Source organism: Hydrogenovibrio crunogenus (assembly GCF_004786015.1).
GTDB classification, from domain to species: Bacteria; Pseudomonadota; Gammaproteobacteria; order Thiomicrospirales; family Thiomicrospiraceae; genus Hydrogenovibrio; species Hydrogenovibrio crunogenus.
Map to the genome: position 1 here is coordinate 81,103 of NZ_CP032096.1, position 15,319 is coordinate 96,421.

Annotated in this window: 13 protein-coding genes; 3 read left to right on the forward strand and 10 right to left on the reverse strand. The window is 44.4% G+C overall.

The genetic code is table 11. The features are described 5' to 3' along the window. Nucleotides 1-14: 14 nt before the first annotated feature. From GHNINEIG_RS00345 to GHNINEIG_RS00375, 7 genes are all read right to left on the reverse strand, one after another. Nucleotides 15-986, reverse strand: coding sequence for an AAA family ATPase (locus GHNINEIG_RS00345; protein ID WP_135794807.1), 972 nt, complete (start codon nt 984-986; stop codon nt 15-17). A 168-nt stretch (nt 987-1,154) separates the two neighbouring features. After that, nucleotides 1,155-3,980, reverse strand: coding sequence for a methyl-accepting chemotaxis protein (locus tag GHNINEIG_RS00350; protein WP_135794808.1), 2,826 nt, complete (start codon nt 3,978-3,980; stop codon nt 1,155-1,157). 132 nt (nt 3,981-4,112) lie between these two features. Then, nucleotides 4,113-5,111 carry a tRNA 5-methoxyuridine(34)/uridine 5-oxyacetic acid(34) synthase CmoB gene (gene cmoB, locus GHNINEIG_RS00355; RefSeq protein ID WP_135794809.1) on the reverse strand — a complete coding sequence of 333 codons (999 nt, stop codon included), beginning with the start codon at nt 5,109-5,111 and terminating at the stop codon, nt 4,113-4,115. Between the two features lie 24 nt (nt 5,112-5,135). Then, the gene (cmoA, locus tag GHNINEIG_RS00360) at nt 5,136-5,858 is read right to left on the reverse strand and encodes a carboxy-S-adenosyl-L-methionine synthase CmoA (RefSeq protein WP_223260901.1); all 723 of its coding nucleotides are present in this window, start codon (nt 5,856-5,858) and stop codon (nt 5,136-5,138) included. A 147-nt stretch (nt 5,859-6,005) separates the two neighbouring features. Beyond that, nucleotides 6,006-7,139: a murein transglycosylase domain-containing protein gene (locus GHNINEIG_RS00365; protein WP_135794811.1), complete on the reverse strand. Its 1,134-nt coding sequence runs from the start codon at nt 7,137-7,139 to the stop codon at nt 6,006-6,008. 9 nt (nt 7,140-7,148) lie between these two features. Then, nucleotides 7,149-8,045: a DNA/RNA non-specific endonuclease gene (locus GHNINEIG_RS00370; protein WP_135794812.1), complete on the reverse strand. Its 897-nt coding sequence runs from the start codon at nt 8,043-8,045 to the stop codon at nt 7,149-7,151. Between the two features lie 24 nt (nt 8,046-8,069). Next, nucleotides 8,070-8,897: a methyltransferase domain-containing protein gene (locus GHNINEIG_RS00375; protein ID WP_135794813.1), complete on the reverse strand. Its 828-nt coding sequence runs from the start codon at nt 8,895-8,897 to the stop codon at nt 8,070-8,072. Nucleotides 8,898-9,102: 205 nt separating this feature from the next. Between GHNINEIG_RS00375 and GHNINEIG_RS00380 the strand changes: the two genes are divergently transcribed. After that, a complete protein-coding gene (locus tag GHNINEIG_RS00380) occupies nt 9,103-10,353 on the forward strand; it encodes a sensor domain-containing diguanylate cyclase (protein ID WP_223260902.1) in 1,251 nt (416 codons plus the stop codon). 43 nt (nt 10,354-10,396) lie between these two features. Here the strand turns inward: GHNINEIG_RS00380 and GHNINEIG_RS00385 are convergent, their stop codons facing one another. The 3 genes from GHNINEIG_RS00385 to GHNINEIG_RS00395 are packed head-to-tail and all read right to left on the reverse strand — an operon-like array spanning nt 10,397 to nt 12,813. Beyond that, nucleotides 10,397-11,308 (reverse strand): alpha/beta hydrolase, encoded by a 912-nt coding sequence (locus tag GHNINEIG_RS00385; protein ID WP_135794815.1) that lies wholly within the window; start codon nt 11,306-11,308, stop codon nt 10,397-10,399. Nucleotides 11,309-11,354: 46 nt separating this feature from the next. Further along, on the reverse strand, nt 11,355-12,020 hold the full coding sequence (locus GHNINEIG_RS00390; RefSeq protein WP_135794816.1) for an ArsR/SmtB family transcription factor: 666 nt from the start codon (nt 12,018-12,020) through the stop codon (nt 11,355-11,357). 58 nt (nt 12,021-12,078) lie between these two features. Then, nucleotides 12,079-12,813 carry an MBL fold metallo-hydrolase gene (locus tag GHNINEIG_RS00395; RefSeq protein ID WP_135794817.1) on the reverse strand — a complete coding sequence of 245 codons (735 nt, stop codon included), beginning with the start codon at nt 12,811-12,813 and terminating at the stop codon, nt 12,079-12,081. A 101-nt stretch (nt 12,814-12,914) separates the two neighbouring features. Between GHNINEIG_RS00395 and GHNINEIG_RS00400 the strand changes: the two genes are divergently transcribed. Then, nucleotides 12,915-14,168 carry an MFS transporter gene (locus GHNINEIG_RS00400; protein ID WP_135794818.1) on the forward strand — a complete coding sequence of 418 codons (1,254 nt, stop codon included), beginning with the start codon at nt 12,915-12,917 and terminating at the stop codon, nt 14,166-14,168. Between the two features lie 161 nt (nt 14,169-14,329). After that, nucleotides 14,330-15,319, forward strand: a complete 990-nt coding sequence (locus GHNINEIG_RS00405; protein ID WP_135794819.1) for an AAA family ATPase — start codon at nt 14,330-14,332, stop codon at nt 15,317-15,319.

The following is a 15,319-nucleotide window of genomic DNA, read 5'->3' on the forward strand; positions in this document are numbered from 1 at the left end:
TGTGATACTTACGATTAAATAACGGGAACGCGTTTCAAAAGTTGGTCAATAATAGCATCTGGGGTTAACCCATTCGCCTCCGCTTCAAAGCTGGTCAATAAACGGTGACGGAAAACATCATGAATGACGGCTTGTACTTCCTCTGGAGAGACGAAGTCTTGTCCTTTCAGCCAAGCCAGAGTGCGCGCCGCTCTTGATAATGCCACCGTGGCACGAGGGCTGACGCCGTATTCAATGGCACGGGACAGCGCCTCATCATATTTCTCTGCTTGTCGGGTTGCCATCACCAGTTCCACAATGTAGGTTTTGGTTTCTTCTGACAAATATAGATTTAAGATTTCTTCTCGGGCACTGAAGAGTTCTTCTTGTGACAGTAATTCCGGTGTCGGTTCATTTCGATCTCTGGCTTCGAGTTCGACCAAATCCAAAATGCGTTTCTCCGATTCCGAATTCGGGTAATCGATTTTAACATGCATCATGAACCGATCCAGCTGTGCTTCGGGAAGCGGATAAGTGCCTTCTTGCTCAATGGGATTTTGTGTCGCCATGACCATAAAAAGCCGATCCAGCGGCAAAGTATGTTTGCCGACGGTGACTTGCTCTTCGGCCATGGCTTCCAGTAAAGCTGACTGCACTTTAGCGGGCGCCCGGTTGATTTCATCGGCTAGAATCAGGTTGTGAAAAATCGGCCCTTTTTGTAATGCAAATTCACCGGTGGCCTGTTGATAGATTTCGGTCCCGGTGATGTCGGAAGGCAATAAATCGGGCGTAAACTGTATGCGATGGTAATTGCCTTCGATCAATTCCGCCAAGGTCTTAATGGCTTTGGTTTTAGCGAGGCCAGGCGGACCTTCGACCAGCATATGCCCATCAGATAACAGTGCAATCAGCATGCGTTGTGTCAGATGGGGTTGACCAATAATCTGCTGATCCAAATAAGCCAACAATGTTTGAACTTTATTTTGTAACTCTGAAGGTGATGACATCGGTGTTCCTATTTCGATAAGGCTGTTTTGATGAATTTTATTCAAACATTATAAGAGCTTTGAATTAATTCTCAATGAAGAAATCAGTAAAAGAAAGTGGAGAAAAATAGGCGGGAAAAGGTATCAAAAATGGCCAGGCCAGGCCATTTTTGAAAGTGAAAGTAGCTGTTAGTGGTGCGGTAGTGCCGCACTTTCTGACACGCTGGCTTCAGCATTTTCAAGCTGATTGATGGCTTCAATTAAGGCATCCGAAGCCTGTTCAATCTGAGAGACCTTTTCTGAAGGAAGTAATGGCATTTTATCAAGCATGTGAACCGCTTCTTCCAAGTGTTGGTGGAAGGCTTTATTCAAGCTAACCAGTTGCTGGTAAGCTGAATGTTGTTGGTATTGCTGCCCCGTTGTTGCGAGCCATTTCCCAAGTTCGCTGTTGTCAGGATTGGTCACCATATTGTAATCAAAATCTTTTGACCCGGTGTGGAGCAATCCGCTGATGTGAGCACGGCAGGCTTTGACTGCACGGCGTGCTTGAGCAAAATCAAAGTTCCCGGTTGAAACGGTTGTATTCAACGACAACTGCGGAATATCAATTTTGAAAATCTGTGTTAGCTCAACCAAACGGGAAATTTTCTTGTCCATACTTTGGGTATCTTCAGCGACCGTTTCTACTAAGGCCGCATTTTGCTGCGTGATCTGATCCATTGAGGATACAGCCTGGTTGATTTGGCTGATACCTAAAGATTGTTCCTCAGCCGATTTGGTGATGGCATCGACCATTTCAGAAACCGAAGTGATACGTTGGTTGATCTGAGACAGCATGTTGGATGATTGTTCGGTGAGCTCGGTACCGTTCGCAATTTGTTCAGCTGTATCCTGAACCAACCGAGCGATGTCTTTTGCCGCATCGGCTGATTTTTGAGCCAGATTGCGTACCTCACCCGCGACGACGGCAAATCCTCGACCATGGTCTCCGGCACGCGCGGCTTCCACCGCTGCGTTCAACGCTAGCAGGTTGGTTTGGAAGGCAATGCTGTCAATCAAAGTGGTGATTTCTGAAATCTTACCACTGGCCTCTTCAATCCCACGCATTGCTGAGCGGGTTTGGTCCATAATCTGAGCGCCTTTATCAGCTTCGTCTTTCGCCTGTTGTGATAGCTGGTTGGCTTCTTTCGCGTTTGAAAGCGAGTTTTGTACGGTAGAAGTAATTTCTTCCATTGACGCTGCAGTTTCTTCAATCGATGCTGCTTGGTTCTGTGTTCTTTCATTTAAGTCGATATTGCCTCGACTGACCTGAATGACATTTTGACTCGAACCATCAGACATAAATTTGATTTCAGTAAGCATGCTTCCAATGTTGTTTAATGAGTTGTTGATGATGTCTTGTAATTTGGCAAGTTGTCCTGAAAATTCGCCTTCAACTCGAGTCGTCAGATCTCCTGAAGTTAATTGAGTCAAACTGTGAGTAAAGCCGTTAAAGCCGTTTTCTAAATCCACCAAGGTGTTATTGATATTGGTTTTGAGGTGATCCAAATCACCACTTAATGGGGTATGGATTGGTTGGGTAAAGTTGGCTTGAGACATCGCCATCATGGTTTGATTGATTTCAGCAATGGCCGACTTCAAGCTGGCGACGGTTTCATGAATGCTGTCGAGTGATTTCTTAAAGGCGCCTTCTGCTGGAATATCTTTCACATCAACGGAGAAGTTAGCCAATTGCATTTCGCCCAGTACGCGTTCGATTTCAGACATGGTGTTGTCCAGAATTTGAGCCGTTTGGTTGACAGAGTTTTTCAAATCGTCCAGTTCACCCACTGCATCTGCGGTGACACGTGCCGATAACTTTCCTTTTTCAATCGATTGCATACTGTCAGTGATTGAGGCAATGACGTTTTGTAGCATTTGCAACAGCTCATTAAAATCTTTTGCCATCAAGTTAACTTCATTGCCATTATTATCGGTGCGGACTCGAACTGAAAAATCTCCTTGGGTCAGTACGGTTGAGATGGTATTTTGCAGCTCTTTGACGGGACGAATAACCAGTTTGTTTAGACTGACTAAAATCGCAATGACCATTAAGACCACTATCGCTAAGATCGATAAAATCTGTTTAATGGTTTCGTTTAAAATGCCCGCCATTTCGGCATCGAATTTTGTGGTTGGTTCTGCAATGACTTGGGTTCCGACCAGTTTGCCCCGCATATCTTTGACCGGAATTTGGGTGATGAGTCGGCCATCCTGAATCAACCAACCTTGTTCATTAAGTAGACGCCAGTCCATTTTTTGTGCCAGTTCAATGCTTTCAGGAGAAAACCATTTATTGTTGGCCAGCACATAATTGCCAACAGGCGTATTTTTGCTGGCTTTCACACTGATTTTTAATGCTTCTTGGTTAAGGAGCATTAGGTAATCCATATCACGTTCCTGATAAGCTTTTGCCATGGATCTTAAACCTTGAATAAATTCAAGAGAACCGATGTACTCTCCATTGTGGAACAAAGGGGCAATACCTCGAACTGCCAGTCCGGCACGACCCAATTCTAGGACGCGAATCGGCTTTTTCTCATTGATGACTTTTTGCACCCCAAAACGGAAGGCTGATAAGTCATCTCCATTCTTATCGCGCCAGCTACGTAAAAAGGAACGGTTTTCTGGTGTGTGGATATGAATTTTGACGTTTTTATATTGAGTGTTTTCTTTATAGGTTTTGCTGATATTGCCTAAAATATCATTCACCAGTGGCTTGTCATTATCGACAATGGCTTGAATTAATTCACGGTTAGAGGCAAAGCTCACTGCGTTGGTGACCCCGATATCAAGTTTTTTATCGAGACTTCGTTCCACATCCTGCACCATTTCCTGTGCGGTGTTGTGTGCAATTTGCTTAAATTGTGTTTGGTATGTGATCCAGCCAATGATTCCTAGTGCGATAATTACCAGTAAAGTAATAAAGAGCGATAGAAAAATAATTTTTGGCTGCAGGCCAAGTCGTTTAAACATGATAGGTGTCCCTTTGATTAATATCAGAGTTGTTTATAAGGGTATTCTATCGTATTGAATTGAAAATAAAAAACGATATTATGATTTGATTATCAGACAGGATGAATCATTTCATGATTTTTTGAAAGTGTGCTAAGCAGGTTTGTTGGCAATCATGACAGCTCGCAATGGCGCTGAGTAACCTTCAATGGTTTTGTTGGCATCTTCAGGATCAAGAAAATCGGCTAATGAATTCCAGTTCATCCATTCCGTGGTGCGTTGTTCATCGGTGGAGGTTTGATCTAGATCGACGCAGCGAACATTTTTGAATCCACATTTTTCGAGCCAATGTCCAAGCTCTTTGACAGAAGGAATAAACCAAACATTATTCATTTGAGCATAGCGTTCTTTGGGTACCAGTAGTTGACCTTCCGTCTCAGGAATGACCAATGTCTCCAAAACCAGTTCTCCTCCCGGTTTCAGATAACGCTTTAAATCCATAATATGGTCAATTGGAGAGCGTCGGTGATATAACACACCCATTGAAAAAACCGTGTCAAACACTTCTGACGGCTGGGTTTTCGGCAATTGCTCTAAGGTCAGTGGTAAAAAATAAGCTGGCAGAGATTCGCCAACGAAATGTTTAATGGCTAAAAACTGGGTCATAAAGAGCAGACCCGGATCAACACCCAAAGCAAATTCGGCGCCGTCACCCAGCATGCGCCAAAGGTGATAACCGCTTCCGCAGCCGATGTCGAGCACCTTTCGGCCTTTTAGCGAGCTTAAGTGCGGTGAAATACGGTCCCATTTCCAGTCGGAATGCCATTCGGTATCAATGTAAACACCTTCAATATCAAATGGCCCTTTACGCCAAGGCATAAAAGCTTTCAACGCTTGGGTTAATTGCTCTCTATCGGCGCCCGAAAAATTTGGAGAGCACGCTTTGATGGCCGATTGATTCAGCTGAGCGGTGTCTGAAGAAGGCAGCATCATGATGGTTTCCAGTGCCGGGAGCCATTTTGGCAAGTTGCCATTGGCGTCCGGGTCTAAAGCGGTTTCCAAAGTCGCTTCGAGTGCATTTTGCCAGTGTCCCAGGCGGGCTTCTTCCAGTTTGGGCCAAAAATGAGAGTAATGTTGGTGATAATGTTTCACATGGAACCTTATAAGAATGTCGTTTTAAGCTTTAATGGCCAGAAAGGAGGCAAAATTATAGGCTTGAAACCAAATGTTAGCGGCCTTAAATCCGGCTTTCTGAAGGCGCTTAAGGTGAGTCGCTTCCGAGTCACTGATCAATACGTTTTCAAGTGAGGCGCGTTTTTGACTGATTTCAAGCTCTGAATAGCCATTGGCACGTTTGAACTGAAGTTGTAGATGCTCAATGGCTTCCTGAAGTTCGGCGGATTCAAAATGGATCTTTTCCGATAAAATTAAAATCCCGCCTGGATTGAGACCTTGATAAATCTTCTCGATTAGTGCTTGTCGTGCCGAAGGCTCAATAAACTGTAAGGTAAAATTAATGACGACAACAGAAGCATTTTCAATGGGAATCTGAGTCATGTCTTCACACAACAAATTGACTGGAATATCTGAATGGAATCCCTCGATATGTTCTTTGGCACGCTCTATCATGGGTTGTGAGGTGTCGACGGCAATAATCTGACTTCCTTGAGGGGTTTTGCGACGCATGGTTAAGGTTGCAGCCCCTAAAGAGCAGCCTAAGTCATACAACTGGCTATCCGGTTGTGCATACTTTGCAGTGAGCTCACCGATGCCTGTCAGAATCGTTTGGTAGCCGGGTACAGAGCGCTGGATCATGTCCGGAAAAACGGCCACAACGGAGTCATCGAATTGAAATTCGCCAACCGCTTCATAAGGGTGTGCATACAGAGTGTCTTTCAAAATGGAGATCCTGTGTAACGCGAGATTAAAATAATCACTGGGCGCAAGGTGCCGGCATGATTTAAAGGTTTACTATGACAGGTATTATAAAATATCTGTTCGGGATAATCATGCTTTCTGAGGAAAGCTCAATGTCTGAGCTCCCTGCTAAACATAGGCACGTTTTTTTCGGGTGACTTTATAGAGGTAATGACGCGCTTCTTCATATTTCAGGTGTTTGCGTAAATGGCTATAAACCGATGAAGCGCTGAGTGTATTGATTTTATCAAACGCTCGAGAACGATTGGAATCAAACGCTTTGAGTACATTGCCGCTGCCCGTGTTATAAGCCGCGATGCAGCAATACTCTCGAGCCTTGGGATTTTTCACTTTGGCCAAGTAGCGAGTGAATAGAATGTGCAGATAAGCCGTGCCCATTTCAATATTATTGTCGGCCTGAAACAGGTAGTTTTTGGTTGGAATGCCATCTTTTTTGTATAGCAATCGGTGAGCATCGCGCCCAGCGGAAGACGGTACAATCTGCATTAGACCATATGCCGGAATATGGCTCATGGCATAAGGGTTAAAGGCGCTTTCGGTTTCAATAATCGCGTAAATCAAAGCTTGATCAATATTGAAACGTTTTCCTTGCCGACGCACTTGGGTGGCATAGTGTTTTTGTTGTGTTTGGTTGTGGTCTTTGACCATTGCAAAGGTCACATAATGGCGTGTTTTCTTGTTATACGAGTCCACTTTATAAGCGGTTTTCATCAGATATTCTGCATAACGGTTGGCTCGCCATTGGGTACCGACGGCTTTTTTGTCCTGGTCAATGACTAAGTCATGCAAAAAAGGTTTTTGACCGGTTGTCACCGCTTCATCGGATAAAAGGTCGACCTTGGCAGGGTTCTCTGGCGTCAGAAGTGTGCTGATGATGGCGGCTTTTAACGCACTTTTGGGCGATTTTTGTTCAACCGTTTCCACACGAATCATCCCGGTTTTAAAATTGACGATGGCTCGGCTTTGATATTGGTCGGTGTACTTAACGTATTCTTTAGGGCTGGCCACCTTTTTATCGCCCCAGGTTTTTGCCAGCTCCTGGATTAAGGTTTTAAGTTGACGACGTACCAGTTGATCCACTTCTGCGATGCCGCTGGAAGGAAGTTGTGCGCTTACGGCGCCGGGAACATCCCCGTTCGAGAGCTGCTGTGCCGAGTTGATACCGCGCCGAACTTCGGTCACGGTACAGGCAGACACCAATCCAGTACTGGACAATAGGGCAAGAAATTGACGACGTTTCATGTTTCTCCTTTAATAGCGGCTGGGTAAATTAGCCACTTTTTCTAAAGACCAGGCCTGGGGGTTTTTGCTTGCTTCAAGGACCGTTTCTAAGGTGTCTTCTAATTGCCAGAAAAAATCGATTCCCGTTTGTTGTTCAACTTGGTCGATGGTTGTGACGTATTTTAGCAAGCTGTCCTTCGGTTTGGCAGTCTGCGGCAGAATAAACGCTAACGCGATAGTTGGCTTGCCGTCGATTTCAGGGCGAATAAAAATTTTATAAAAGGCTTTTGGGATGGCAATCGGTGCCTTTTTGAGAGTTTTAGGAGTCGCGTCGAAAATGGGACCGGTAACGACCCAAAAAGTGCCGACTTGTTTTGAAAAAAAATCGGCACTGACCTCCTCCAACCGTTGCCATATTTTCTGATTAAAACGAGGCTTTTGAGGGGTGATATTCGTCATCAAAAACGTTTCTTTTTGAGCTTGATAACCATAACGACTGGCAATCACATAGTTAGGAGCCATATGACCTCGGTCATAACCACTGCCGGTATAGTCTTCATGACGGATATGTGCCAGGGAACGCCAGTCAGCTTCAAAACGAGGGCGTTTGCCGTACTTAACTGTGGTCGGAGTGACTTTATAGGTGACCCAAAGTGGGTTGGCGAGTTTTTCGGAATAGCCCAACATAAACCCTTTATTACGCAAGGTATGGGTTAAGTTTGACCAGTCCTGGTTAGTTTTGGGGACGCCCATATATGCCATCGCAGGGCGCGCGACTTCAGCTTCATAAACATACTTTAAACCACCTGCCAGCAGCACAAATCCAAATATGGCCGGAAGCCAGAAAAAACTGATTTGTAGCAACTTAGGCTGTTTAGCCAGTTCTTTGAATAACAGTCGAGTCAGGTGCGAGGTGTTTTTAGCCATAGAGTTTCTGGTTGTTCCATTGGTTTATGAAGTCGCCTTGCGAGCGAGAATATGAATGTAACGCCCCATATCGCGATAAGTGGGACGCCGACAGTATTGGTATTCTAAATCAAGCAGTTCTTGTGTGTCACTGTGTTTTAGAACCTCGGGGGTTAAGTAGTCATGAAAGACCCGAATGCCGGTTTGTTGCTGAATCGAAAACCCAAGGTCTTTGAGTTGTTGAATGATGTCTTCGGGGTATTGCGGGTTGGGGGGCGTCAGTTTCTTGCCTTTCCCGATAAAGGCATTCGACAAAATATGTTGCCAGCGCCAACGCCCTTTTAAGACATTGGTGTAAACAAACGCATTACGGTTGTAAAACAATAAAGATAAGTGACCATTGGGTTTTACTTTTTCAGCTATGGCCGTCAGGCCGGCTTCTGGTTCGGCCAGCCATTCGATCACCGCATGGAACAGCACCAGATCAAACTGTGGCAAGGTGGACGCCAGTGATTGTGCTGAACCATGTAAAAAGGTCGCTTCCAAGCGAGATTCGGCAAAGTTGTGTTGTGCTTTTTGTAACATTTTCTGGGATAAATCGCAGGCGACCACCTGATGTCCGGCTTCGGCAAACCATTGACTGATTTGAGCAAAGCCACAACCGGCGTCCCAAATTGAAAGAGCATTTAAGCCGGCGGCAGCATCTTTTTCAGCCAGGCCTGGGAGTTTTTGGGGTGTGTTTCTAATGATATCCAAATCCTCTTTAAGCAATTTGAGTCGCCATTCGCCTTTGACGGTGTCATAGACACGTTTTTCAAACTGGTCGATTAAGGTATCGAAGTTGCGATCCTTTTTGTGAGAAGCTTTGGGCATGATGAGGTCTTTAAAACAGTTTATACAAAAAAGAAATTATAGGCGATTTAGACAACTAAGACGCTGACTTGATGGTTTGGTATCCCAATTTGATTTTGGAAATAAACTTTTCTTATTTCAGCTTAAAAACTTTCATTAAAAAAACCTACAAAAATTGGTATTTTTTTTTATGATGGCATGATTACTTAGAAATATAACAGACAATATGAGAGTGTGGAATTTGCATCATAAAATACTGAATCTGATAAATGACAGCGAAACAATTGTTTTCTATTGCGAATACGCACCTAGATGGCCTGTCCTTTTTTTAAGTGAAAACTTCAGCGCTTTTGGGTATGCACCAGAAAAATTTTATGCGCAAGAGGTCTCCTATCAGGACCTTATCCACCCCAATGATTTAGCTGGACTGGAGCAAGCTGTTGCTGAGCAAGCGGATTCCGGCGCGCCATATCTTTCCAAGCGTGTCCGCTTAAGAAAATCTGACCAAACCTATGCTTGGATTGACATTCGTCTAACCTTTGAGCGAGATGACGCCGATCGTGTCACGCATTTATTGGGCAAGATTATGGATATTACTGAGTCCGTGAAATCCGAAGAACAGGTCAACCTGTTCGCAAAAGTGATTCAGCAAACCGCAGATTTTGTCAAAATCACCGATAAAGCGGGTTATTTGGTGTTTGTGAATCAGGCATTAATGGATAAAACCGGTTATACCGAACAGGAACTAATCGGGAAAACCCCTGCGGTGTTGAAGTCGGAGATGCAGGATCAGGAAAAGGCCAAAACCCTATGGGAGACGATTTTATCCGGTGAGGTGTATCACAACCGTATTATGAATCGTTGCAAAGACGGCTCTACTTATTATGAAGAAACCACCATCAGTCCGATTTTTAATCGGGATGGAGAGATTGAGTATTTTGTTTCAACGGGAAAAGATGTTTCTGAACAGGTCAAAATGCAACAGGAATTGAATGATCTGGCAATGAAAGATGCTTTGACAGGGCTCTGGAATCGTCGCCATTTGACTGAAGTGATCGATGCGGAAATGAAACGCATTAATCGCTATGGTGGTCGTTTCGGCATGATCATGTTCGATGTTGATTATTTTAAACAGATTAATGATGATTTTGGGCATGATATCGGTGATGAAACGCTTGTGCAGATTGCAAAAATTGTCCAAAAACTTGTGAGTGAAACCGATTATATTGGTCGTTGGGGAGGAGAAGAGTTCTTGTTAATTGCTTTAGAGTTGGACGCTTCTTTGACCGCTAAATTGGCCGAAAAGATTCGAGAAGCGATTGAAGAATTTGTTTTCCCAAAAGTCGGTCAAGTGACAGTGAGTTTGGGTGCGACGGTCTATCATAAGAATGAAACAGAAGCCCAGTTGTTTAAACGGGCAGATGAAGCGCTTTATTTGGCAAAACGTCATGGACGTAATCGAGTGGAAGTGTACTAACAAAATACTGAACGGCTGTTGCCGTCCAGTGACTTGAGAAAGGTTATTGGTGCGCTTGAATAAAATCCACTGCTTGATCGGCTAGGTCTTCAGCAAAAAAGTCTCTGAAATGATGGTTTGCCCCTTCAATCTCAAAAACGCTCACGTGTTTGTTTTTGACCGCTTCCATTTTTTCACTTAGGTCATCCACCACCTTATCTTCTGTACCAATAATGACCAACGTCGGCTTGATTGCCTTTTTCAACAGCGTTGGTGTGTCCATTCTAGGTTCGTTTTTATAATAACTAACGATGGCGTTCGCGGTGGCATCCGTATGCTTGCAGTAGATAAAGTTAATATCTTTAATTAACGTTTCACCTTTGCCTGCCTTGACCAGTTTTTCCGCTTTAGCGAAAATAGGGTCAATAGACTGGTTGTACTTTTTCTGGTAGCCCGCTTTTTCTGATTGGTAGCTCCAGGTCTGTGGCGCAATGAGGATGACATCCTTAATCACGGGTTCATCTCTTTCTACACTGAACCAAGCGGTTTGATTTCCTCCGCGAGAATGCCCCATCAGCGATAAGCTATCCGTTCCTTGTTTTTTCAGCCAACCGACCCAGAAACCGATTTCATCTAGGGCATCTTCGTGTAAGTGTCTGTGTGGTACGCTACAGTCATACTCTCCATGGCGATCATTGACCCCTAGGCTTAAATTTGGGGCAATTGAGCTGATGCCGCGTTCCGCCAAGAGCTTTTGGATAGCGCTATATGTGCTGCGTCCAGAATGCGTTAGGGTTCCATGGGTTAGCAGTACCATTCCGTCTTTGAAACTTTTGCCGTCTGCCATGACTAAGTTGGCATTTAAGGTGAGACCGTTAAACGTCTGTTTGATCTCTTTTGCGTGCACTAGCTGGGCAGAGAGAAGCAGGCCGAGCCCTAGTAAAAAGGGGTGTAAAATCTTCGATGATTTTTTCATAAAGTTCTCCTTTAAGGATTGGGTAAATCGGGTTAGTTAAAGTTAGTTAATGAGTAAGTGTGGTTTCATAAGGCAAACCAGCCGCTTTCCACTCTGGAAAACCTTCATCCAGCCGTAAAGCATCTCTGCCGTTTTCACGTAAGTGTTCCACCATTTGATAGGAATAGACGCAATAGGGCCCACGACAATAAGCCACAATGGTTTTGTCTTTCGGTAACTGTTCGATTGTTTCATCTATTTTTTCCGGAATCACATTCACGGCGCCTTTGATATGGCCTTGTTCAAACTCTTTGGCCGGTCGTACATCCAAGACGATAAGGGGAGTGTTTTGCATTTGATGTGCTAGAGCCTCACTGGTAATGGCTTGTGTTTCCTTTTTTTGAGGCATTAAAGAGGTCACGAGGCGATCTACTTCTGCCAGGTGGGATTCGGCGGTTTGGCGTAATTTTTTCACTAGGTTGACGACATCCTCTCCAGCTAATTGATAAAAACGATTTTTACCTTGTTTTCGGGTTGAAACCAACCCAGCCTGTTTGAGCTGTTGTAAATGGCGAGAGGTATTGGCAACACTTAAACCAGTAAGCTGGCTGAGCTCTTCAACATGGCGTTCTGCTTGTGCAAGATAATCAATCAACTCAATGCGTTGGGGAGAGGAAAGACTTTGGCCAATTAAGGCAAGTTGTTCAAATAATTGTTTTTTGACGGTGGACACGTTGTCTTCCTTGTTCAACCCATGTTATTCAATAATATAGGGCATTGACACATTCTGCTCAACTCTTTTCAATGTTGGCTTGAATAATTTCATCCATCTTATCTGGAAATGGCGGAAGCTCTTCCAGGACCTTTTCTATAAACGCCGTTCTGGACAATTTTAAGGTTGAGTTGTTGGCCTTTTCATACCCGATGGTGGAAACCGGTTTGGCCGATAAGCCAACGCCACAAACACTACCCGCTTTGGCTCCTGGTAGGATTTCTACATAATCTGGCAGTGTTAGGATTTTGCTGTGGATTGATTCATATAAATGCGCGGCCATTTCCTTTTCACGGCCTCTTAAATCTGGCCTTCCTACGCTACCAACAAATAAAATATGTTGAGAAATTAAAAACCAAGGAGCCGGCCCGCGTGAAAGGTCCGTTACCAATAAACAAATTGAATCCATTGTGTGGCCAGGCGTGTGAAGTACTTCAACGCTCACGTTTCCTGCTGTAAAGGTTTCTTGGTCTTTCAGGGGGTGAAAGTCAAACTGGGGAGCCGCTGATTCATGAAGACAATACATAGCCCCTGTGCGCTTAGCTAATTTTTTAGCACCGGAAACATGATCGGCATGAATATGGGTATCAATCACATAGTTAATTTCCACATCTTTTTGTTTAGCTTGCTCGATAAACCAGTCCACATCATCCTGGTGAACATCGATTGCTATACTCTTTCCTTGGCCTGCACACCCCATGAAATATGAGATGGAAGATGGATCACTGGGGACTTCTCGTTGAATTAAAAACATAATATGCTCCCTATCAGATTTATATTCAATCAATCAATTGAATGTTATTTCAAGCGCTGTTACAATGCAAGACAATTTTGAATTCTCAAGTCGAGATTACTATGGCTCATCGATTACATTCCTCAGAAAATACCCTTATTCATGGTATTTCGGTGAATAAACACCAGTTTTTGTTACAGCTTTTGCAAATCTTTTTAGTGGGACTAACCATCGGGATGATTCGGGTGGTGGTGCCAGGCCTGGCTGAATCTGAGTTTGGTTTGGCCAATAAAGCCTTTTTTCTGCTGGCTTCTTTTGTGGTGGTTTTCGGAGTCATTAAAGCCGTGATGAACTTGTTTGCCGGAAAACTCAGTGAGCAGTATGGTCGAAAAACCGTCCTCATCTGGGGGTGGTTAGTGGCGTTGCCGGTACCTTTTATTTTGTTATATGCTCCGAATTGGAACTGGATTATCTTTGCCACGGTTCTGCTAGGATTTAATCAGGGATTGGCTTGGTCCATGGCTTTGAACAGTAAATTGGACTTAGCCAAATCGACGCAAAAAGGGCTAGTGAACGGTGTGAATGAGTTCTCGGGGTATGCTGCCGTCGGGATCGCTGGGTTGGTGACCGCCTATTTTGTTGAGTGGTTTGGCGCAAAAGAAGGGCTGTTTATTTTCAGTTTAAGCGTGATTCTATTAGGATTAGTTTTAGCCAAATGGACCATTAAAGAAACCTTGCCTTGGGCAGCGTTACATCATGAAATGGCGAGCAAGGCAGGTGAAGAGCATGCTGAAAAATCATTAAAACAACTCTTTAAAATGGCCAGCTGGGAAAATGGTTCTTTAGTGGCAATCAACCAAGCAGGTTTAATCGAGAAATTTACCGATGCGATTGTGTGGATTTTCTTACCGGTTTATTTTCTTTCTCAAGGGATTTCTCTGATAGAAGCCGGCGCCATTGTTGCAGTTTACGGTGTGGTTTGGGGAGGCAGTCAATTGGTAACAGGGCCTCTATCAGATAAAATTGGTCGAAAAGGGCTGATCGTTTGGGGCATGTGGTTGTGTGGTTTGGGGGTATTGTCCATCCCAATGACGCAGGGTGTGACTTTATGGTCGATAGAAGCCGCAGTCATTGGTTTGGGAATGGCGATGCTGTATCCAAACTTGGGAGCAGCCGTGGGAGATTATGCTCCGGTGGCGCATCGTGCGAGTCTAATTGGTATATATCGATTCTGGCGTGATTCCGGCTATGCGTTTGGTGCTTTGGCGATGGGAATTCTGGCACAATGGTCACAAGATCTGTCAACTCCGTTCTGGCTGGTTGGGATTGCCATGCTGCTGTCAGGCGCTTGGGTGCAAATTAAAATTACCAAGTAACGTTAGGATAAAATCTCTTATTACGTTATAAAATATTTAAAAGAGAATTCACAGGGATTGCATAGTTTGCGCTTATTTTTATTTTATACTGCATAAAAACAAAATTAGGCTTTACTGATATTAAAGCCACATTGACGGGATGGCCCGAAAAGGAAGAAAACATGTCAACACAAGCCGATTTCAAAGAACTGAAACAGCATTTGCAAAAAGTCATTGTAGGTCAGGAATCCTTGTTGGAAAGGATGATTATTGCCATGCTGACCGGGGGACATTTATTGCTAGAAGGGCCGCCAGGCCTGGCTAAAACGACCGCAGTTAAAACCCTTTCCGAAGCCATCAAATCTTCTTTTCAGCGCATTCAGTTCACACCGGATTTGATGCCGGGCGATGTGGTAGGCTCCGATATTTTAGACACCCAAACCGGTCAGCTGACGTTTGTGAAAGGCCCGATTTTCAATGAAATTGTATTGGCGGATGAAATTAACCGTGCTCCGCCAAAAGTTCAATCGGCGTTATTAGAAGCCATGGCGGAACAACAGGTCACCGCGGGCGGATTGACACGTGAACTGCCGGAATTGTTTATCGTGATGGCGACACAGAACCCATTGGAGCAAAGCGGTACTTACCCTCTACCTGAGGCCCAACTTGATCGCTTTATGTTGCATGTGGTGTTGGATTATCCAACGGAATCCGAAGAGTTGGAAATTCTACGTCGTGATCGTTCACATCATTTTGGTGAAGATAAAGAGGTGCTTCATGCATTCCTAACCCCGCAAAAAGTTTTGCAGGCGCGTCATCAGATTTCAGAGCAATATGTTTCGGAAGCGGTTGAGCAATATATGGTGGCTCTGACGGGGGCAACGAGACGACTGGAACAGTGGGATGAGCGCCTCGCTGGTGTATTGGAAATTGGCGCCTCACCACGGGCAACCTTGTCGTTATTGCACGCTGCCAGTGCAAAGGCCTGGCTTGAGGAGCGAGACTTTGTCACACCGGATGATGTGATTGCCATGTTACCGGATATTTTACGCCACCGAATTCGTGTGAGTTTTGCGGGACGCGCACAGCAATGGACAGAAGATTCGGTGATTGACAAAATTATTGAACTGGTGCCTGTTCCCGTTCTAGATACCGATACTCAAACTGTTTAA